Origin of the sequence: Mesorhizobium sp. B263B2A (assembly GCF_020165775.1) — a bacterium.
Lineage (GTDB): Bacteria > Pseudomonadota > Alphaproteobacteria > Rhizobiales > Rhizobiaceae > Mesorhizobium > Mesorhizobium opportunistum.
Map to the genome: position 1 here is coordinate 152209 of NZ_JAIUIU010000013.1, position 18611 is coordinate 170819.

Annotated in this window: 23 protein-coding genes; 6 read left to right on the top strand and 17 right to left on the bottom strand. The window is 63.0% G+C overall.

Going from position 1 to position 18611, the window contains the following annotated elements; translation table 11 throughout:
* The first annotated feature begins 9 nt into the window (after nucleotides 1–9).
* From LB568_RS20760 to LB568_RS20770, 3 genes are all read left to right on the top strand, one after another.
* Nucleotides 10–903: a branched-chain amino acid aminotransferase gene (locus tag LB568_RS20760; protein ID WP_140574885.1), complete on the top strand. Its 894-nt coding sequence runs from the start codon at nucleotides 10–12 to the stop codon at nucleotides 901–903.
* A gap of 145 nt (nucleotides 904–1048) precedes the next feature.
* Nucleotides 1049–1363, top strand: a complete 315-nt coding sequence (locus LB568_RS20765) for a hypothetical protein (protein ID WP_013893507.1) — start codon at nucleotides 1049–1051, stop codon at nucleotides 1361–1363.
* 180 nt (nucleotides 1364–1543) lie between these two features.
* Entirely contained in the window at nucleotides 1544–2182 is a 639-nt protein-coding gene (locus LB568_RS20770) for an MBL fold metallo-hydrolase (RefSeq protein WP_013893508.1), read from the top strand.
* A 106-nt stretch (nucleotides 2183–2288) separates the two neighbouring features.
* Here the strand turns inward: LB568_RS20770 and LB568_RS20775 are convergent, their stop codons facing one another.
* From LB568_RS20775 to LB568_RS20785, 3 genes are all read right to left on the bottom strand, one after another.
* Nucleotides 2289–2717, bottom strand: a complete 429-nt coding sequence (locus tag LB568_RS20775; protein WP_013893509.1) for a BA14K family protein — start codon at nucleotides 2715–2717, stop codon at nucleotides 2289–2291.
* 178 nt (nucleotides 2718–2895) lie between these two features.
* Entirely contained in the window at nucleotides 2896–3108 is a 213-nt protein-coding gene (locus LB568_RS20780; RefSeq protein ID WP_008877668.1) for a cold-shock protein, read from the bottom strand.
* Nucleotides 3109–3407: 299 nt separating this feature from the next.
* Complete coding sequence (locus LB568_RS20785; RefSeq protein ID WP_006202520.1) at nucleotides 3408–3620, bottom strand: cold-shock protein; 213 nt, start codon at nucleotides 3618–3620, stop codon at nucleotides 3408–3410.
* 454 nt (nucleotides 3621–4074) lie between these two features.
* Here LB568_RS20785 and LB568_RS20790 point away from each other — a divergent pair, with 454 nt between their 5' ends.
* Nucleotides 4075–4593 (top strand): Kazal-type serine protease inhibitor family protein, encoded by a 519-nt coding sequence (locus tag LB568_RS20790; RefSeq protein ID WP_412033922.1) that lies wholly within the window; start codon nucleotides 4075–4077, stop codon nucleotides 4591–4593.
* A gap of 63 nt (nucleotides 4594–4656) precedes the next feature.
* Here LB568_RS20790 and LB568_RS20795 read toward each other — a convergent pair whose 3' ends face one another.
* The 6 genes from LB568_RS20795 to LB568_RS20820 form a co-directional block, all read right to left on the bottom strand.
* Nucleotides 4657–6222, bottom strand: a complete 1566-nt coding sequence (locus LB568_RS20795; RefSeq protein WP_224731143.1) for an EAL domain-containing protein — start codon at nucleotides 6220–6222, stop codon at nucleotides 4657–4659.
* A gap of 136 nt (nucleotides 6223–6358) precedes the next feature.
* Nucleotides 6359–6577: a hypothetical protein gene (locus LB568_RS20800; RefSeq protein WP_224731144.1), complete on the bottom strand. Its 219-nt coding sequence runs from the start codon at nucleotides 6575–6577 to the stop codon at nucleotides 6359–6361.
* Nucleotides 6578–6668: 91 nt separating this feature from the next.
* The gene (locus tag LB568_RS20805) at nucleotides 6669–6806 is read right to left on the bottom strand and encodes a hypothetical protein (protein ID WP_013893513.1); all 138 of its coding nucleotides are present in this window, start codon (nucleotides 6804–6806) and stop codon (nucleotides 6669–6671) included.
* 44 nt (nucleotides 6807–6850) lie between these two features.
* On the bottom strand, nucleotides 6851–7117 hold the full coding sequence (locus LB568_RS20810) for a hypothetical protein (protein ID WP_140571902.1): 267 nt from the start codon (nucleotides 7115–7117) through the stop codon (nucleotides 6851–6853).
* Entirely contained in the window at nucleotides 7114–7383 is a 270-nt protein-coding gene (locus LB568_RS20815) for a hypothetical protein (RefSeq protein ID WP_023779620.1), read from the bottom strand. The genes LB568_RS20810 and LB568_RS20815 overlap by 4 nt, the downstream gene beginning before the upstream one ends.
* A gap of 188 nt (nucleotides 7384–7571) precedes the next feature.
* On the bottom strand, nucleotides 7572–7778 hold the full coding sequence (locus LB568_RS20820) for a cold-shock protein (protein WP_013893516.1): 207 nt from the start codon (nucleotides 7776–7778) through the stop codon (nucleotides 7572–7574).
* A gap of 327 nt (nucleotides 7779–8105) precedes the next feature.
* Between LB568_RS20820 and LB568_RS20825 the strand changes: the two genes are divergently transcribed.
* Nucleotides 8106–8330, top strand: coding sequence for a hypothetical protein (locus LB568_RS20825; protein ID WP_224731145.1), 225 nt, complete (start codon nucleotides 8106–8108; stop codon nucleotides 8328–8330).
* Between the two features lie 184 nt (nucleotides 8331–8514).
* Nucleotides 8515–10152, top strand: coding sequence for a tetratricopeptide repeat-containing sulfotransferase family protein (locus tag LB568_RS20830; protein ID WP_224731146.1), 1638 nt, complete (start codon nucleotides 8515–8517; stop codon nucleotides 10150–10152).
* 34 nt (nucleotides 10153–10186) lie between these two features.
* Here LB568_RS20830 and LB568_RS20835 read toward each other — a convergent pair whose 3' ends face one another.
* The 8 genes from LB568_RS20835 to uvrB form a co-directional block, all read right to left on the bottom strand.
* Complete coding sequence (locus LB568_RS20835) at nucleotides 10187–10540, bottom strand: DUF1428 domain-containing protein (RefSeq protein ID WP_013893519.1); 354 nt, start codon at nucleotides 10538–10540, stop codon at nucleotides 10187–10189.
* Between the two features lie 198 nt (nucleotides 10541–10738).
* The gene (locus LB568_RS20840) at nucleotides 10739–11161 is read right to left on the bottom strand and encodes a VOC family protein (protein ID WP_013893520.1); all 423 of its coding nucleotides are present in this window, start codon (nucleotides 11159–11161) and stop codon (nucleotides 10739–10741) included.
* A gap of 160 nt (nucleotides 11162–11321) precedes the next feature.
* On the bottom strand, nucleotides 11322–11504 hold the full coding sequence (locus LB568_RS20845) for a hypothetical protein (RefSeq protein ID WP_140571912.1): 183 nt from the start codon (nucleotides 11502–11504) through the stop codon (nucleotides 11322–11324).
* Nucleotides 11505–11629: 125 nt separating this feature from the next.
* Nucleotides 11630–11938, bottom strand: coding sequence for a HigA family addiction module antitoxin (locus tag LB568_RS20850; RefSeq protein ID WP_224731147.1), 309 nt, complete (start codon nucleotides 11936–11938; stop codon nucleotides 11630–11632).
* A gap of 27 nt (nucleotides 11939–11965) precedes the next feature.
* A complete protein-coding gene (locus LB568_RS20855; protein ID WP_013893523.1) occupies nucleotides 11966–12244 on the bottom strand; it encodes a type II toxin-antitoxin system RelE/ParE family toxin in 279 nt (92 codons plus the stop codon).
* Nucleotides 12245–12317: 73 nt separating this feature from the next.
* Nucleotides 12318–13844, bottom strand: a complete 1527-nt coding sequence (locus LB568_RS20860) for an ABC-F family ATP-binding cassette domain-containing protein (protein WP_224731148.1) — start codon at nucleotides 13842–13844, stop codon at nucleotides 12318–12320.
* Between the two features lie 320 nt (nucleotides 13845–14164).
* Nucleotides 14165–15070 (bottom strand): DMT family transporter, encoded by a 906-nt coding sequence (locus LB568_RS20865; RefSeq protein WP_224731149.1) that lies wholly within the window; start codon nucleotides 15068–15070, stop codon nucleotides 14165–14167.
* Nucleotides 15071–15377: 307 nt separating this feature from the next.
* A complete protein-coding gene (uvrB, locus tag LB568_RS20870; protein ID WP_224731150.1) occupies nucleotides 15378–18548 on the bottom strand; it encodes an excinuclease ABC subunit UvrB in 3171 nt (1056 codons plus the stop codon).
* Nucleotides 18549–18611: the final 63 nt, after the last annotated feature.

Genomic DNA, 18611 nt, shown 5'->3' on the forward strand with positions numbered 1-18611 from the left:
GAGGTTACCATGGCATCCGTTCCCTTCGACCAACTGGACGGCTTCATCTGGATGAACGGCGAGTTCGTCCAGTGGGGCGACGCCAAGATCCACGTGCTGACGCACGGCCTGCACTATGCCAGCGCCGTCTTCGAGGGCGAGCGCGCCTATGGCGGCGAGATCTTCAAGCTCAACGAGCATACCGAGCGCCTGCATGAATCGGCGCGCCTGCTCGGCTTCAAGATTCCCTATTCGGTCGCCGAGCTCAACGACGCCTCGACCACACTCTTGAAGAAGCAGGGTTTCCAGGATGCCTATGTCAGGCCGATCGCCTGGCGCGGCAGCGAACAGATGGGTGTTTCGGCGCAGAACAACCGCATCAATTGCGCCATCGCCATCTGGCAGTGGCCGAGCTATTTCGACCCGGCGCAGAAGCTGAAGGGCATTCGTCTCGACGTCGCGGAATGGCGCCGGCCCGACCCGCGCACGGCGCCGTCCAAGTCGAAAGCCGCCGGCCTCTACATGATCTGCACCATGTCCAAGCACGCCGCCGAGGCCAAGGGTTATGCCGACGCCATGATGCTCGACTGGCGCGGGCAAGTCGCGGAAGCAACCGGCGCCAACATCTTCTTCGTCAAGGACGGCAAGATCCATACGCCCATGCCCGACTGCTTCCTCGATGGCATCACCCGCCGCACGGTCATTGGCCTGGCCAAGGATCGCGGCCTTGAGGTCATAGAACGCGCCATCATGCCGGAAGAGCTTGAGGGCTTCGAGCAATGTTTCCTGACCGGGACGGCGGCGGAAGTAACGCCGGTTTCAGAGATCGGACCTTACCGATTCGAGGTCGGTGAAATCGCCAAGAATCTCATGAACGACTATTCTGTCGCGGTTCAGCCGAAGCACGCGATAGCCGCAGAATAACGAAACTCACAGCTTTTCGCGCAAGTAGGGGCGGTTTTCGGGCCGCCCCTTTTATTTCAGCGTTTCTGCATTTGACTTTCGTCCAATTCGGCGTCTCATGATGCTGTCGGCCCGGGAGGCTGGCAGCTATGGAGGGACTAATCATATGGACATGAACACGCTTCTTCCGATCATCATACAGGTGATTACAGGCATCATCGGTGGTCAGGCGGTCGGTGCGGCGCTCAAGACGGCAGCGATGGGTCAGCTTCCCAAAATCCTGGGCGGCGCCATTGGCGGTGTCGGCGGTGCGGCGATCCTCGGCAGCCTGCTCGGCGGCACGGTCGATCCGGCAGCGGCAGCGGCGGCAACGAGCGGTCTCGGCAGCGCGCTCAACCTGCAGAACATCGTCGGCGGCGCCGGCGGCGGCGCGATCCTGACCGGCATACTTGGCGCGGTCATGGGCGCCATGAAGAAATAAGCCTGTCATCTCGGACTGGCCAAGTGGGGGGCTTCGGCCGCCCATTTCTGTTTTTGAAGCGCCATTTCTGTCGTTGAAGTGCCATTTCTGTCGTTGAAGTGACTGGCTGTTCGTCCCCTCGAGGGTGGACGCCCTTCGCCGCTGCCTCTACATGACGCCCGAGATAGCGAAAGGACGATCATGGGTCAGCTCAATGCCGGCATCGTGCCGGTCACACCGTTCCAGCAGAACTGCACCATCCTGTTCGACATGGACGACAAGCGTGGCGTCGTCGTCGATCCGGGCGGCGACATCGACAAGGTGCTGGCGGTGCTGAAGGACAATGCGATCACGGCCGGGGCGATCTGGATCACCCATGGCCACATCGACCACGCCGGCGGCGCGATGGACTTGAAGGAGGCGCTCGGTATCGAGATCATCGGTCCGCATGCGGCCGACAAGCCGTTGCTCGACAATCTGGCGAACCAGGGCAGGCGCTACGGCATCGATGGTTCGCGCGATTGCGTTCCCGACCGGTTCCTCACCGAGGGCGAGACCGTGTCGTTCGGCGGCCATGTGTTCGAGGTGCTGCACTGCCCGGGTCATGCGCCTGGCCATGTCGTCTACTACAACCGCGCGGCCAAGTTCGCCCATGTCGGCGACGTGCTGTTCCGCGGCTCGGTCGGCCGCACCGACCTGCCGGGCGGCGACCACGCGACGCTGATCGCGTCGATCAAGGACAAGCTGCTGCCGCTCGGCGACGATATCGGCTTCATCTGCGGCCATGGCCCCGGCGGCCGTTTTGGCGAAGAGCGCAGGACCAATCCGTTCCTGACTTGAAATCCTTCGGACTGGATCCGAGCCGACCTCAGAAAGTTCCGAAGCGGCAACACAACAAAAAAGCGCCGGCCATGCAGCCAGCGCTTTTTTGTGGGGCAGGGAAGCCTCAGTTTGCGGTGCAGAAATGCTGCTCGCCGTCATTGCCGGTGAAGGTGCCGGTACGCGAGTTGAAGCTGCGGTAGCGGTCGGAGCAGTACTCGTACCAGTCACGCGTCCACGGTTCGGCATAACGGTCGGCGTAGACCACCCGCGGCTCCGCGTAGTAGCGGCGGACCGGGGCCGGGCGCACCACGACGTCACGATCGTAGTAACCGTCATCGTAGTAGCGGTCAGCGTCGGGCGGCGGCCGGTCATTGGCCAACGCGCCACCGATCAGGGCGCCGGCGGCGAGGCCGAGGACGCCGGCGGCAATGGCATCGCCATTGCCGTGATGGCCGTGATGGCGCCAGTCACGCGCGTTGGCAGCGGGCAGGGCCGCGAGCATGGTGGCGGCAACGGCGGTGGACAGCACGGCTGTCTTGAAAATTCGGTTCATCTTGGTCTCCTTCGTACCGGGCCGTGCAGTTTGCAGGGGATGCGGTCCGGCTTTACCAAAGACTAATATGCGACCGTGGCTGAACGGAGGCTGAACGGATTTCGACGGGTCGATCCAAAAAACGCTCGGAATCGAGCAGAACCGCCCTGTCGGGATCCGATCTGTATCCGAAGCCGGCTCAGCCGACCGACAGGTTGACGGCCTTGGGCCCCTTGCCGCGCTTGTCCGGCTCGGTGTCGAATGTCACTTTCTGCCCATCTTCGAGACCGGGAAGACCCGACGCCTGCACGGCCGAAATATGGACGAAGACATCCTTCGCGCCATCGTCCGGCGTGATGAAGCCGAAGCCCTTGGCATGGTTGAAGAATTTGACGGTGCCGGTCTGCGGCATGGGAAGCTCCTTTGATCCCATAAACTCCAGTCTCGGGCCGGCAAATGCCCGAGAGGAAATTTGTCCTTTATTTTAGCGTCATCGGCAAGAGAAAGTTTTACAGGCACTTAAAGCGTTGTGATGCATGTCGTTGACCCAAAACCGGATCCGGTTTTGGGCGACGTGCATTCAAGCTGCGTCGCCGACATGAAAAAGGCGCGACGAAAATCATCGCGCCTTCCAAAAACTGTTTGCATGCCCAGGGCCAAGCCCTGGTGCCTCGTTCGCACACCCGCAGGGACGTGCGACGCGTCGACGGTTCAGGCCGCGCGGAGGTTGACGGCCTTCGGGCCCTTGCCCATGCGATCCGGCTCGACGTCGAAAGTGACCTTCTGGCCGTCGACCAGCGTGCGCAGGCCCGAGGCCTCGATCGCGGAAATATGGACGAACACGTCCTTGGCGCCGCCGTCGGGCGTGATGAAACCGAAGCCTTTGGTCGCGTTGAAGAATTTAACGGTGCCGGTCTGGGCCATTGGGGAAACTCCTTCACCCGTTCAGTCTTTGGTGGTCCTGCCCGCCACTGGCGTCGAGGGCAGTTCCCGGTGGTTGCTTTCGGCAGTCATGCATTGGCGCATGGTCAAACCCCCCGCCGAAAAACGGGGCCGTCAGAGATTCACAGTATCGGGGAAAGGTCGTCCAAAACGTTCCGCTCTCCGGGTCGCAAATGCCCGAACACGGAATTTATCGCACGGAAACGTGAAGGTTGCAAGATAGCGTCGCGGGCCGCCACATTGGGCGCATCCCGACGCAAAAATCGACCGATCTGAACGTCGATCGGTCGCAGATAGGCCTCGTTGCCGGGCGGGTCATCGGCCCACGGCCATGGTCAAGCATAGGCCAGCGACATCGGAGGCGCGGACCGGTCACCGCCACTCCCGTCGCGGTTTGCCGTGCGGGCTGCAAACGGGGGTTGCATTTGGAGGGCGAATTGCGAGGATCATCATCAGGGATGGGATCGAGGGAGAGATCAGCATGAAATTTCAGGCGTCATTTTTCTCCAGGCAAGGGTTTGGCGTCTCCAGACTGGGGTTCGGCTACTCCAGGCAAGGGTTGGCCGTCCTGTTCCTGTCGGCGCTTCTGGCCGCCTGCACCGTCGTCGTCGATGACGGGCCGGGGCCGCGTCCGCGACCACCGCGGCCCGAGCCGCAATTCTGCACCAAGCAATACGAGCCGGTCTGTGCTCGGCGCGGTGGTGACCGCCAGACCTTCGCCAATGCCTGCCTTGCCGACCGCGCCGGCTACCGCATCGTGCGTGACGGTCCCTGCCGCGATGGCGGCGGTGGTGGCGGTGGTGGCGGTGGCGGTGGCGGTGGCGAAGAGCAGACATCCTGCACCCGCGAATACGCCCCCGTCTGCGCCCGCCGGCATGGCGAGATGCGCAGCTTCCCCAATGCCTGCGAAGCCCGCGCCGCGGACTATCGTGTGGTTGGTGACGGGCCGTGCTGAAAACATAGGGCCGTGCTGAAAGCGTAGGCTTGCGCCCATGGATCGGGAGAGGGCGCAGGCTGCTCAGCGGCCGCCACGCGGCCGTATCTCTGCCCGCCGGCAATAGGCAATGAACTCGGCCGCGGGCATGGGCTTCGCAAACAACCAGCCTTGGCCATATTCGACGCCGCGTTCGACGAGGTAGTCGGCCTGCGCCTGGGTTTCGACGCCTTCGGCGACGATCGTCAGCTTCAGCGTCTTGGCCATGTCGATGATGTGCGGCGTCACCGAACTGGTGGCGGAATTCGTGCTGATCGTGTCGATGAACGCCTTATCGATCTTGAGGGCATCGAGCGGCAGGCCTTCGAGATGGGAGAGACTGGAGTAGCCGGTGCCGAAGTCGTCGATCGCCACCGCATGGCCAAGTTCGCGGGCACGGGCGAGCGCCGATCGAGCCGCCTCGATATCGACGAAGCCGCGCTCGGTCGCCTCGAGCCAGATTTGCTGCGGCTGGATCCCGGTGTGCTGCAGCGCTTTGGCGATAATTGGCAGAACCCGCTCCGTTCCGACATCCGCCGCGCTGAGATTGATGGCGATGTGAATGGAGCGGTCGGCAACCAGAAGGCTGTTCAGGTCGAACACGACGAGCGCGATCACCTGGTCGGTAATCGCGGTGATCAGCCCGCTCTCCTCGGCAAGCGGAATGAAAAGATCGGGCCGCACCAGGGAGCCGTCCGGCCGCTTCCAGCGCACCAGCGCTTCCGCGCCGACGCATCTGCCGGTCCTGAGGTCGACGATCGGCTGGTAGTGCAGGATGAACTCGCGCTTGCGCACGGCGATCTGCAACTCTCCCAGGAGTGAAAGCCGCCTTCGGGACAACCAGACGACCATGCCGATGATGAAGGCGGCAATGAAGGCGCCGAGCGGGAGCAGCAAGAGCTGCTGCCGGCGCACGCTGTCCAGGATCTGGCTTTCCGGTTCGGTGGCGACGGCGATCCAGCCGGTGCCGCGCGCGGTGGCAAACAAAAGGCCGTCGTCGATGCCTTCCGCAGGACCGGCGACGATCTTTTCAACCCGCGCCGGGTCGGGGCCGTTCAGCGTGCCGAGCAGGATGCCGGTTTTCGTCGTCAGAGCGATCTGGACACCGGGATCGACGACGACGTCGGCAAAACGCACCGGATCGACAAGGGCGTTGTGGTGCTTGAACTGCAGCGCCATCAGCGTATGGCCCACGCTCATCACCGGCTGCATGCGGGCGGTTACGGCGATGCCGTCACTGGTGACGAAGTCCGGCCTGGATTGCGCGACGAGACCCTCGGTCGGTCCCCACGAGGAGCATTTGAGCAGGCCATTTTCAAAATAGCCCATTTCCTCGATGGTGCGTGTGTTGATGGTAAGTTGCCGCATGCGGGCTATGTGCTCCGCCGAACAGGGGATGCCGCTGAGCCGGTCAATCTGCCGCAAGGCATCGTTCGCCTCATCGAGCGATATGTCAGCCCTGGCGATGGCGCGGCTGGCGAACTGGTGCAGCCGTTCGTATTCGTTCTGGACGGCCTGGGTCCATGAAAGGTGAAACATCGCGGCGATGGGCACGATGGCGCCGAGCAAGGCCAGCACCACCGCCGTCACGATGATGCGAGACCTGTCCATGTGCCTCCTGCCTTGGCCGACGATCGCGCCGGGCGGCCCACAATGCCTCGGCCCGATTGGCGGCCGCGTTCAGGCGGATCTTATGGCCTCGTCCTTACGTCAACTTTAATGGGGTCATGCAGCAAATGCTTCTCGTCTAGGCCCGATAGGCCCCATCGGCCGGCCCGGCATAAAGTTCGCTGCCGTTTTCATCGGAAATGCGCAGGCGATCGGGGATTTGCGGCATGGCCAGGCTGTGGAACAGCGCGGTGGCGCCCTGCAGCGCGGCGCGTAAGGTCGGCGCTTCCAGCGACACTCTGTCGAGCGTCGCTTCCTCGGCGTCACGCGACCGGTAGAACTCGATAACGAAGTTCAAGCAAGCCTCCGTGGCAAGCGTTGCATGGGCCAGTTGTGCCCGTCGCCTTAACAGAAGACGGAGAGGGGCACACGAGGCGCCCCCTTGTTTGTCAGCCCTTGGACTTCGGCTTCAGGCCGTTCTCTGCCTGCTTGACCGACGAGCCGAACGGGGAGGCGGGCTTGGCCACCACCTTGTCCTTCTTCGGCTTGCGCGTTTCGCGATTGCTTCGCTGCTGACCCTTGGCCATCTTGGCTGCTCCTCATGCGTGTTGGTTTGGCGTTTGGCGCGGTCTCAGACAATCGGATTGCTGGCAACAATCGGATTGTCGGCCGGTTCGAGATTGTCTTCTGTGGTAACCCGCTCATGAGTCTCGTGTTCGCTGCGGATGCGGTATTGCGGGGAACCGTCCTTCACCGGCAACCTGCTCTTGATTTCGAACAGGTCCGCGGTCTTGAGGAGAAGGCCGCCACGGCCTTTCATGCGCACGGTCTGGCCGACCGCAAAGAGATGCGAGGGGGTGTCGTTGCGCGGCCGCGCATTCTGCTGGAAACGGATCATGCTGCATTCTCCCGGTCGCGCTTCAGCGCTGTTTCGAGGTCCAGGTAATCGATGGCGACGAGCTGGCTGGTGGGCGGGTTCTTCACCGCCCTTGCCGGCAAATGGATGAAGGTGGCGACTCGGCGCCAGGCAAGCCGCGACATGCCCTCGACCAGCTCTTCGTCGTGATCGATGTCGTAATCGCCAGCCGGCAATTGGCCCTCCAGCCCGCCGAGCACGAACGGTGCGGTGAAATGGGCGATGGAATGGGTGGTGCGGTCCGGCATTGTCCTGGCCTTGATAGTTTTACGCCTTGATATTTTTACGCCCTTGGGGGGCGCATGCGAAACGGCGATCCGGAAAGCAAAAAAGCGGGGACGAGCCCCGCTTTCCTATTTCCGGCAATCGCTGGAAATAAGCCGCTTTCGAGAGCTGCCAGTACATCCGTGGTCAGCGTTCATCGAATTCGGCCGGATCAGATTAGTTGCAAATTGGCGGCCGATTCGCGGCCCTTGGCGTCACGCTCCAACTCGAATTGCAGCTTCTGGCCTTCGGCGAGACCCGGGAAACCGGCGCGCTCCAATGCGCTGACATGGACGAAAACGTCTTTGCCGCCGTCGGCCGGCTGAATGAAGCCAAAGCCCTTCTGGCCATTGTAGAATTTCACGGTTCCGGTGTTCATGGATGTCTTTCGCGGATTGAGAAATCGTCGCACGGCCAATGTGCCGCGCGCCCGGTATCGATGATTTGGTATGAGATTGGCGGGTCGAGAACCTCTGACGCCGCGAGATGCCAATTCTGGCCCAAACGATGCATCTTATATAGATCGATCGGGCGGCGTCTTCAAGATGATTCATAAAATCCGCCCGCCTTGGATAAAAAATAGATCGCTATAAATACCAAAATAATTCTGCTAAGACTCCAGGATATTTCAAAAAATTATTGAGAGCTCACCGGGATATTTCCCGGACGCAGGTATTTTTATTTACTCCTGAACGAGGACAAATCCATGATTTACACAAGAAGCTCAAGGGGAAAGACCGCGGCGGTCAATCCGATCATCAAGCCGACCGCCATACATGCCATTGCCGTCGGTCCCACCGGCCAGCCGATGATCGCCAAGTCGGCACGGCTGACCATCAGAAGCGATGAGGCGGCACGGCGAACGATCGCCGACACCGATGGCACCGTGAGGCGGGCCAGGCAGGTTGCCGGGACCAATCGTCTGATCTGATCGCCCTCACGACGGATAGGGCTGGGAACCACGCAAAGCCTTGAACCTGCCGCGCCAATGGCTTAGATCGCGGCAGGCGGACAAACACGGCAGGTTTCCCATCAACAGAGATCAGAGAAGAGCGGCGGGTGCGGGAGCGAGGTCTGGCGCTGGGGGGCAGCCGCCGCTGGGGCTCGACCAGTATGTGCAGCAGGCGCTGCAACTGCATCAGGCCGGGCGCCGTCAGGAAGCCGAGGCGATCTACCGGCAGGTGCTGGCGCGTCAGCCCAAGCACGCGGCCGCGGCGCATTTCCTGGGGTTGCTGCTGCACCAGACCGGGCGCAGCGACGAAGGGCTGGATCTCATCGAACAATCGGTGCAGTTGCAGCCGACGAATCCCGATTTCCTCAACAATTTCGGCACGGTGATGCGCGATCTCGGCCGCCCTGCCGCGGCCATCGATTTCTTCCGTGGCGCGGTGGATCTGCGGCCGGACCAGCTCGCTGCGCGTGACAATCTCGGTTCGTCGCTGAAGCAGGTCGGCCAGTTCGATGAGGCCGAAGAGATCTATCGTGGCACGGTCGCACGCAACCCATTTCATGTTCGCGCCCGCATCGGGCTTGCCGAAACGCTGCAGGAGGCCGGGCGGCTGGACGAGGCGCTGGCGGTTTTCCAGGAGGCACTGACCATTCGCCCCAAGGATGCCGATCTGTTGCACGGGCTCGGCGTCGGGTTGATGGAAAAGGGCAAGCTCGATGAAGCTGCCGATCTGTTCCGGCAGGCGTTGGCGGTTAATCCCGGCATGGCCACGGCCTGGCTGATGCTGGCGCAGGTCAAGCGCCAGCAGGAGCGCGACGCCGAATTGGCCGGCATGGAAGCCCAGCATGCCAAGGCGCCGCAGGGCAGCCTGGCACGCATGCAGCTGTCCTTCGGGCTCGGCAAGGCCAATGACGATCTGAAGGACTACAACATGGCCTTCGACTATTTCGCCGAAGGCAATGCCATTCGCCGCAAGGGGATCAACTATGATCCCGTCAGGACGCGCGCGGAATTCGAGGCGATGAAGACGGTGTTCGACGCCGGCTTCTTCGAACGGCACAAGCAGAGCCCGATCACCGATGACGCGCCGATCTTCATCGTCGGCATGCCGCGTTCGGGTACGACGCTGGTCGAGCAGATCATCGCCAGCCATCCGCAGGTCTATGGCGCGGGCGAGCTCAGCATCCTGAAGAAGGCGGTCGGCAAACAGTTCCCGGCAACGATGCCGGGCGGCTTCCCCTGGGGCGTGGCGGAAACGGACGACGCCGATTTCGCCGAGGCAGGCCGGGCCTATCTCGACATGCTGCACGCCCGGTTCCCGCATATGCGCCATGTCACCGACAAGATGCCGGGCAACTTCCTGCTCGTCGGCTTCATCCACATGATGATGCCGAAGGCCAGGATCATCCATTGCGCCCGCGATGCGGCGGCGACCTGCCTGTCGATCTACAAGGTGCATTTCCGCGGCGACAGCCATCGCTACGGCTATGATCTCGGCGAACTCGCCGACTTCCACAATCTCTACACCGACATCATGGCGCATTGGCACAGTGTGCTGCCGGGTGTCGTGCACGATGTGCGCTACGAGGATTTCGTCGCCGACCAGGAAGGGCAGAGCCGGGCGCTCATCGACCATCTCGGCCTGCCATGGGACGATGCCGTGCTGTCGTTCCACCAGACGGACCGGCCTGTGCGCACCGCATCGGCTGCGCAAGTGCGCCAGCCGATGTACCAGGGGTCCGTCGACCTATGGAAGCGCTATGGCGACAGGCTGAAGCCGCTGCTGGACAAGCTCGGCGGGTAACAGATTGGCAACAGGCGCTCACTGCGCCAGCTGCTCAAAGCTCCATGAACGGCTGGAAGCCGCCGAAGATCATGCGCTTGCCGTCGAACGGCATGGTCGACCAGTCGGATTGCAGGCGCGGATCGGCCATCACCTTGGCCATGACCGCATCGCGGCTCTGCCTGGATTCGTAAACGGCCCAGGAGAAGATGACGACCTCGTCGTCCTTGGCCTGGACGGCACGCGGGAACGAGGTCAGCTCGCCATAGGGCACGTCGTCGCCGATACATTCGACATAGGCCAGCGCGCCGTGTTCCATCCATATCGGGCCTGCGAGGTTGGCGAGCTTCTTGTAGTCGTCAAGTTTGGCCTTAGGCACGGCAAGCACGAAACCATCGACATAGGACATGGTGGAACTCCTCATTGGTGGGGTACTTCCTTCTCCCCCTTGTGGGAGAAGGTGGATCGGCGCGCAGCGCCGAGACGGATGAGGGGCGTTCCAGCTTGGCGCCAAATTACCCCTCACCCGGATTGCCAACCGAATTGCGAAAGGCAATTCGGGGCAATCCGACCTCTCCCACAAGGGGAGAGGTGAAAAGCTTCCGCCTTATTTCACCGGCGCATTCATGGCCCAAGCGACGCCGAACGGATCGTTGAGCTGACCCCAGCGGTCGCCCCAGAACATCACTTGCAGTGGCGTGACCACCTCGCAGCCGGCATCGACGGCGCGCTGCCACCAGGTATCGATATCGCCATCGCCGAGATGGAGCTGCAGCGTGTAGCCCTGCGCCTTCTGATGCGGATGGCCGTGTTCGGGATAGGCGTCGCAAAGCATCAGCGTCGAGCCGTTGATGTGGAGATGGATGTGCATGGTGCGGCCCTGCTCGTCGGCCGGATAGGCAAAGACCTGCTCGGCGCCAAAGGCCGTTTTGTAGAATTCGGCAGCCTTGAAGGCGCCGTCCACCTGCAGATAGGGGGTCAATCCGCCGAGCACTTCTGCCCTGGGCTGAACGGGGGTCTGGTCGGTCATCTCTTGCTCCTCTTTGCGCTTGGCTTGGCTTTGCCAATCCCAGGACGCACGGGACGACGGCGATCCTACATGGCGGCGAAATTTTTTTCGCAGGCGGGGCCCGGACAGGCCGGGCAACCGGAGGGTTTGAACGACAGGCACATGGGCCGGTTCGTCGCGGTCATATGATCTTGGCCGAGAAGGTCGCCGCGCGACGGCTGTCTCGCGCATCCAGGATTTCCGGAAAGCCGATATCCTTGCGCAGTTCGGCCGGCAGCGAGAGCAGGATGCGTTCGCTGCGGTGGCGGGCACGCGCCGCCGCATATTGGGTTGCGATGCGACCGATGGATGAAAGGACGGACATGATGCATTCTCCCTGGGTTGACGCCGGCATCATCGTGTCGGCATCCCAAGGACGAGGCAGGTTCAGGCAATCCGACACAGCGTCGCAATTTTTGTTACGACCCGGGATTCGACCCAGAGTAAGACCTACGCAACCTTAAGCGTCGGGATCGCTGAGACATCAACCTCGCGCTCGGCGTGCCAGGCATCGAAAGCCGCCTGCATCCGAAGCCAGATCGCGGCTCCGTCGCCGAACAGCTTCCCAAGGCGGGCGGCCACGGCCGGCGAAACCGGCTTCTTTTCGCGAATGATGTCATAGAGCTGCTGCCGGGAGATCCCGAGCAGATTTGCAATTTCCACCTTGGTCTTTCCGGTTGCCGGGATAATGTCCTCAAGCAGCGCTCCCGGGTGGGAGGGACAACGCTCAAGAGGACGCATCGGCTTGTTCTCGGTCATAAGTCGAACTTCTCCAATCTGGCCGCCTCAGTGGTATTGCTCGAAATCGACGCGGGCGGCGTCCTTGCCGTCGAACTCGAATGTGATGCACCACGGGCCGTTGACGTGGACCGTGTAGCGGATGGGATCGAAGCCTTTGAGCTGGTGAAAATCGAAGCCGGGGAGGTTCATCTCCTCCGGTTTCTCCGAAGCTTCCAGGCGGTCAAGTCGAACAAGAACGCGCTTGTGCATCTTGGCGTCGATCTTGCCTGACTTTCCGGTTTGAAAGAGGTCCGACAGCGCCTTGTTCTTGAAGGACTTGATCATGGATGTATGTAAACAGATCGCTTACACAAATCAAGAGTCTGTAAGCAAATAGCCTACGGCCAATCGATCGCTCTCAACCCGCCATATCCGCCACCTCGCGGAAAAAGTCCTCGGGATCCTCCACCTCGGTCAGCTTCCGCTTCTCGATCAGCCAGAAGCGGTTGCCGATGGCGCGGATGAAGGAGCGGTCGTGCGAGGCGAGCACGCAGCTTGCCTGGTGCTTGAGCAATTCCTCCTCCAGCGCTTCCTGGCCGTCGATGTCGAGATGGTTGGTCGGCTCGTCGAGCAAATAGAAGTTGGGATTGGCGAGCCTGAGCGCCAGCATCATCAGCCGTGCCTTCTGGCCGCCGGACAACACGCCGATCTTCTTCTCCTGCATCTCGATGACCACGCCGGCGCCGGCAAGCAGCGAGCGGGCGCGTTGCTCGCCGACATCGTAGCGGCGAGAGACCATGGCCAGCGGCGTGTCGTCGCCGCTGATGCCCGACAGCGCCTGATCGCTGTAGCCGAGCACCGTCGACGGCGTCACCTTCACATTCTGAACGGCGTCCGGCTCGAGGATGGCGTTGCGGATCAGGGTGACGAAGCGCGACTTGCCGACGCCATTGCGGCCGAGCAGCACGATGCGGTCCCCCTGGCAGATGTGGCGCTTGCCGGTTTTGAACAGCAGCGTGCCGTCGGGCGTTTCAACCGCCGCGTCGTCGAGCGTGATCAGCACTTTGGCGTGGGTGCCGCGATTGGCCAGTCTTATTGCCCCGGCCGACTTCTCGCGATGCGCCGGATTCGCCGCCTCTTCCAGTCTTTCCGCCCGCTGGTTGAGCTGCTTGGTCTTGACCGTCAAAAGATCGCTGCCCGAATTGATGCCGATGTTGTTGAGCTTGGCGGCCTGGCGGCGCAGTTGCTGCGCCACCTTCATGTCGCGCTGGAACTTGCGCTCGGTCGAGGCGTCGACCTCGTCGAGCGCCTGCCGGGCGCGGGAGTAGGGCAGCGCAAACACCGGCGACTGTTCCGGGCGCAGGAACAGGGTGCGGTTGGTGGTGGCGTCGAGGAAGGCGCGGTCATGGCTGGCGATGACGACAGGCACCTCGCGCGGCAGCGCGTTCATCCAGCTCTCCAACTGGCTGATGCGGGCGAGGTCGAGATGGTTGGTCGGCTCGTCGAGCAAGAGCATATCCGGATCGGTGACCCAGACGCGGGCGATCAGCGCCAGCCTCTGCCAGCCGCCGCTCAGCGCGCGCATTTCTCGCTCGCGCATTGCCTCCGGCACATCAAGCGAATCCAGCACCACATCGACGCGCCACATCTCGCTGTCGGCCTGCTCGGGCGGCAGGGCGTCGGCCACCACCTGATGGAAGGTGCGGCCGAGCAAGGCAGGGGCAACGGACTGTTCGACATGGCCGACGCGCAGGCCGCGCGTGCGGGTGATGTCGCCCGACGTCGGCTCGATCTCGCCGGTCAGGCATTTGAGCAAGGTCGACTTGCCGCGACCGTTGGCGGCGACGATGCCGAGCCGGTCGCCAGTGCCGATGGTGAGGTCGAGATTGGAAAACAGCGGCGCACTCATGGCGACGCCGAGGGATTTGAGGCTGATCAGGGCCATTATGATTTCTCTGGTCTTGCCGTGTCCGGCTCAGTGCACTTTGACGGTGCGCTTGCTGGCCATCAGGCTCGGCATTGCAGCACCACGAAGGGCAGACCAAAAAATCGAAGCGGGAAAAACCCGGACCGTCCCTGGTCAGCCCTGCAAGCAAGCTCGCAGGGCAGAAATCGGGCCACGCTGACGATGGTGACGATGAAACGTGAACACGTGAGCCCTCCTTTCGAGACGTTCGAGTGCAGAGCCCAAGGTTCTGTTCTCTTGTTAAAGCATGATCTTGCCCGAAAACCGGATTCCACTTTTCGGGATCATGCTAGAGGCGATTACACCAAAGGTTGGGCCGATGGCAAGACGGCCGCTTCCGTCCGGCGCGGGAACGGGTCCAGCACCAGCATGCAGCCGCCGATGATCGCCGTCGCGCCGAAGCTCTGGACGACGGTCAGCTGCTCGCCGAGCAGAAGCGTTCCGGCCAGCACCGCTATCGTCGTAACCGCGAATTCGACGCTGATCGTCCTGGTGGCGCCGATGCTGGCAACCAGCCGGAAATAGACGATGTAGGTCAGCGCGCTCATCACGCAGGCGAGAAGGGCGAGGTAGAGGAAGTCGACGGGGCGTGGCATGGCTGGCACCGGTACTGCCAGCAGCAGCGGCAGCGTCATCAGGCCGCCGAACAGAAAAGCGGCGCCGGTGAGCTCGAACGAGCCCGCCGCGCGCAGGTGGCGGTTGGCGTAGTTGCTGCCGAAGGCGGCGGAGAAGGAGCTGAACAGCGAGGCGGCGCAGCCGAACGCGAAGGGTGCCGTGATCGGGACGGCGGGAAAGCCGACCAGCACGGTGATGCCGGCGGCGCCGAGCAGCAGGCCGGCCAGTCCGCGAACAGTGATGCGTTCAAGCCCCCACAATTGGCCGAGGATCATCGAGAACAGCGGGATCGCGGCAACAAGGATCGCCGCCATCGCGGTGCCGATGCGTGGGGTGGCGTAGGACAGGCCGATCAGTTGCGCCGCGACCGTCGTCGCGCCAACCACGGCGAAGTGCTGCCAGCCGGCGCTGAAATCGAGCCGTCGCCGCGTCGCCGCCGCGAGCAGGAAAAGCGTGATGCCGGCGATCAGTGCGCGCAAGGTGACCGCACCGACCCAGCCGAAGGCATGCACAACCTTGAGCAGGACAAGGAAGGACAGGCCCCAGGTGATGGCCAGGAAGATGTAGGCGGCGATATCCCTGGGTTTCATGGGTGGGCCGGCGGAATGTTGCGTTGAGAGGCGGAATTGCAGCCGTGCGTATCGTTTCCGCCGCTCGGCGGCAAGGAATGGCTCATGGTCCAGAGGTGGTTGCGGCTGGGCGAAGCGGGATGTTAGGGGCGGAGCGCTTTGCCTTCTCCCACTGTGGGAGAAGCGCAACCATTAGCTCAGACGACGGTTTGCGGGTGGATTTTTGCTCCAGGGAATACCAACGTCTCACTCCGCTGGAACACCCCTCAACCGTCTCGGCGCTGCGCGCCGATCCACCTTCTCCCACAGGGGGAGAAGGAAGCGGCAGCTACCGTCCCGGCCGACCTGTCTTGCCCGGCCGGCGCTTCTCTCGGCGGGCGTCGCCTGGATCCTCATACGAACCGATGCCGGCGCGCTGGCGAATGATTGGTTTGTCGTCGCGATCCTTCGCGCCCCCTTCTGCCCTGCCGGGCATCTCCCCCGGTTGGGGGGAGATTGGCTGCGGCTTGGTGGGCAGCTTTCCTTCGACCGGCTTTTCCGTTCGCCGCACGGTCATCTCGTCGAGCGAGTTCTTCTTGAACAGCGGCTTGGTGGCTTCGCCTGGAATGCCGAAGTCGGAGCCGTGTGCCTCGGACGCCGACTGTTTCTTGAACAGCGAGCGCGATACGGCACCTGCCGGCGTCGGCATGTCGGTGCCGGGACCCATGTCGTCGATCGAGGGTTTGGCAAACAGCGGCTTCTTGACCGGGACAGCGCCGTCGGCGCCCATCTCGTCGAGATCAGGCTTGCGGAAGAGGTTGGGCCGGGCAGCCTTGGCCGCCTCTTCGGCGGCACGCGCTTCCTCGAACTTGCGGAAACGCTCCTGTTCCTCCGCCGTACGATGTTTGGCCACGCCCTTGTTGTGCTTGCCCTTTTCGCGGCCCGAGGCGGGGCTTTGGCCTTCCACCTCGCGCGCCAGCGGATCGTCGGAAATCGACAGTTCCATCTCGCGCAGCCGCTTGATCTCGTCGCGGATGCGGGCTGCCTTCTCGAAATCGAGGTTGGCGGCGGCGTCGCGCATCTGCTTGTCCATGGCGTCGAGATGGGCCTTGAGGTTGTTGCCCATCATGGCGCCGGCGCTGTCGGTGAACTGCGAGATGTCGGCGCGGACGTGGTCCTTCTCGTAGACCGAATCCAGAATGTCGGAGATGCGCGACTTGACCGATTCGGGCGTGATGCCGTTGGCCGCGTTCCATTCCATCTGCTTTTCGCGGCGGCGGTTGGTTTCGGCCATCGCCCTTTCCATCGAGCCGGTGACCTGGTCGGCGTAGAGAATGACCTTGCCGTCGACATTGCGGGCAGCGCGGCCGATGGTCTGGATCAGCGACGTCTCGGAGCGCAGGAACCCTTCCTTGTCGGCGTCGAGAATGGCGACGAAGCCGCATTCGGGAATATCGAGGCCCTCGCGCAGCAGGTTGATGCCGACCAGCACGTCGAAGGCGCCGAGGCGCAAATCGCGCAGGATCTCGATGCGTTCCAGCGTATCGATGTCGGAGTGCATGTAGCGCACGCGCACGCCCTGCTCATGCAGGTATTCGGTCAGGTCCTCGGCCATGCGCTTGGTCAGCACGGTGACCAGCGTGCGGTAGCCGGCCTTGGTGGTCTCGCGGATCTCGCCGACGACATCGTCGACCTGGCTTTTCGCCGGGCGCACTTCGACCGGTGGGTCGATCAGGCCGGTCGGGCGGATGACCTGCTCGGCAAAGACGCCGCCGGCCTGCTCCATCTCCCAGCCGCCCGGCGTTGCCGAGACCGCGACGGACAGCGGGCGCATGGCGTCCCATTCCTCGAAACGCAGCGGCCGGTTGTCCATGCAGGACGGCAGGCGGAAGCCGTATTCGGCCAGCGTCGCCTTGCGCCTGAAGTCGCCCCGATACATGCCGCCGATCTGCGGCACGGTGACGTGGCTTTCGTCGATGAAGACCAGCGCATTGTCGGGAATGTATTCGAACAAGGTCGGCGGCGGATCGCCGGGCTGGCGGCCGGTGAGATAGCGCGAATAGTTCTCGATGCCGGCGCAGGAGCCTGTGGCTTCCAGCATTTCGAGGTCGAAGCGGCAGCGCTGTTCCAGCCGCTGCGCTTCCAGCAGGCGGCCGGCGCGTTCCAGTTCCACAAGACGCTGCTTGAGTTCTTCCTTGATCGACTTGATCGCTTGGTTCAGCGTCGGGCGCGGCGTCACATAGTGCGAATTGGCGTAGATCTTGACGCTTTTCAGCTCGCCGGTCTTCTGGCCGGTCAACGGGTCGAACTCGGTGATCTGCTCGATCTCGTCGCCGAACATCGAGATGCGCCAGGCGCGGTCTTCCAGGTGGGCCGGGAAGATCTCGATCGTGTCGCCACGCACACGGAACGAGCCGCGGACGAAGTTGATGTCCTGGCGCTTGTATTGCTGGGCGACGAGGTCGGCGAGCAGCGCGCGCTGGTCGAGCCGGTCGCCGATCTGCATCTGGAAGGTCATTGCCGTATAGGTCTCGACCGAGCCGATACCGTAGATGCAGGACACCGAGGCGACGATGATGACGTCGTCGCGCTCGAGCAGCGAGCGCGTCGCCGAATGGCGCATGCGGTCGATCTGCTCGTTGATCGAGGACTCCTTCTCGATGAAGGTGTCGGTGCGCGGGACGTAGGCTTCCGGCTGGTAATAGTCGTAGTAGGAGACGAAATACTCCACCGCGTTGTCGGGGAAGAATTTCTTGAACTCGGAATAGAGCTGCGCGGCAAGCGTCTTGTTCGGCGCCAGGATCAAAGCGGGGCGCTGCGTCTCCTCGATCACCTTGGCCATGGTGAAGGTCTTGCCGGAGCCGGTGACGCCGAGCAGCACCTGGGTGCGGTCGTTGTTGTCGATGCCTTCGACAAGGTCCTTGATGGCGGTCGGCTGGTCGCCGGCCGGCTCGAAGTCCGACACCATCTTGATGGCGATGCCGCCTTCGGATTTTTCCGGCCGGGCAGGGCGGTGCGGTGTCCACAGCACGCCGTCCTTGTGCAGCGGATTGCCGGATTCGATCAATGCGGAGAGGGCGGCCACCGTCGCGGTGACGCCGCTCGAGGTCATCGTCTCGGCCTCTTCCAGCGAGACGTCGAGGCCGGCGACGGGATTGAGGCCGGCGGCGGTGCGCTCGCGGGCGGTGGCCGCGCCGCCCATCGAGGTGCCGCGCGCCGTGCGTCCCGGGGCGGCGGAGCGTTCGGGAATCTTCTTCGAAGGCTTTGGCGATTTGCCGCCGTCGCCCTTGCCGGTCTGGCGCCCTTCCTTCTCCGCCTCCTGCTCTATCTGCTCGGCCCAGTCGGCGATCGAACCGGTCAGCGGCATGCCCGACAGCTCGGGTTGCGGCATCTCGGCGAAGCCGCCTTTGCGCAGCGGTTCGGAGGCGTCGAGGAAATCGGTCAGCGGACTGCGCCGCTTGGGCGCGGCGCGGTCGTCATTCGCCGTCGGCGGCGTTTTCTTGTCGGGGGATCTGGCCATGTCCCGAATATGGGAGGTCTTGGCCAAAATGGAAAGAGTGGGATGGGGCGGGGCACGCCGCCA

Coding starts and splice junctions, on each gene's coding strand:
- LB568_RS20760 (WP_140574885.1), top strand. CDS start 10: ATGGCATCCGTTCCCTTCGACCAACTGGACGGCTTCATCTGGATGAAC.
- LB568_RS20765 (WP_013893507.1), top strand. CDS start 1,049: ATGGACATGAACACGCTTCTTCCGATCATCATACAGGTGATTACAGGC.
- LB568_RS20770 (WP_013893508.1), top strand. CDS start 1,544: ATGGGTCAGCTCAATGCCGGCATCGTGCCGGTCACACCGTTCCAGCAG.
- LB568_RS20775 (WP_013893509.1), bottom strand. CDS start 2,717: ATGAACCGAATTTTCAAGACAGCCGTGCTGTCCACCGCCGTTGCCGCC.
- LB568_RS20780 (WP_008877668.1), bottom strand. CDS start 3,108: ATGCCGCAGACCGGCACCGTCAAATTCTTCAACCATGCCAAGGGCTTC.
- LB568_RS20785 (WP_006202520.1), bottom strand. CDS start 3,620: ATGGCCCAGACCGGCACCGTTAAATTCTTCAACGCGACCAAAGGCTTC.
- LB568_RS20795 (WP_224731143.1), bottom strand. CDS start 6,222: ATGGACAGGTCTCGCATCATCGTGACGGCGGTGGTGCTGGCCTTGCTC.
- LB568_RS20805 (WP_013893513.1), bottom strand. CDS start 6,806: ATGGCCAAGGGTCAGCAGCGAAGCAATCGCGAAACGCGCAAGCCGAAG.
- LB568_RS20810 (WP_140571902.1), bottom strand. CDS start 7,117: ATGATCCGTTTCCAGCAGAATGCGCGGCCGCGCAACGACACCCCCTCG.
- LB568_RS20815 (WP_023779620.1), bottom strand. CDS start 7,383: ATGCCGGACCGCACCACCCATTCCATCGCCCATTTCACCGCACCGTTC.
- LB568_RS20820 (WP_013893516.1), bottom strand. CDS start 7,778: ATGAACACCGGAACCGTGAAATTCTACAATGGCCAGAAGGGCTTTGGC.
- LB568_RS20825 (WP_224731145.1), top strand. CDS start 8,106: ATGATTTACACAAGAAGCTCAAGGGGAAAGACCGCGGCGGTCAATCCG.
- LB568_RS20835 (WP_013893519.1), bottom strand. CDS start 10,540: ATGTCCTATGTCGATGGTTTCGTGCTTGCCGTGCCTAAGGCCAAACTT.
- LB568_RS20840 (WP_013893520.1), bottom strand. CDS start 11,161: ATGACCGACCAGACCCCCGTTCAGCCCAGGGCAGAAGTGCTCGGCGGA.
- LB568_RS20845 (WP_140571912.1), bottom strand. CDS start 11,504: ATGTCCGTCCTTTCATCCATCGGTCGCATCGCAACCCAATATGCGGCG.
- LB568_RS20850 (WP_224731147.1), bottom strand. CDS start 11,938: ATGACCGAGAACAAGCCGATGCGTCCTCTTGAGCGTTGTCCCTCCCAC.
- LB568_RS20855 (WP_013893523.1), bottom strand. CDS start 12,244: ATGATCAAGTCCTTCAAGAACAAGGCGCTGTCGGACCTCTTTCAAACC.
- LB568_RS20860 (WP_224731148.1), bottom strand. CDS start 13,844: ATGGCCCTGATCAGCCTCAAATCCCTCGGCGTCGCCATGAGTGCGCCG.
- LB568_RS20865 (WP_224731149.1), bottom strand. CDS start 15,070: ATGAAACCCAGGGATATCGCCGCCTACATCTTCCTGGCCATCACCTGG.
- uvrB (WP_224731150.1), bottom strand. CDS start 18,548: ATGGCCAGATCCCCCGACAAGAAAACGCCGCCGACGGCGAATGACGAC.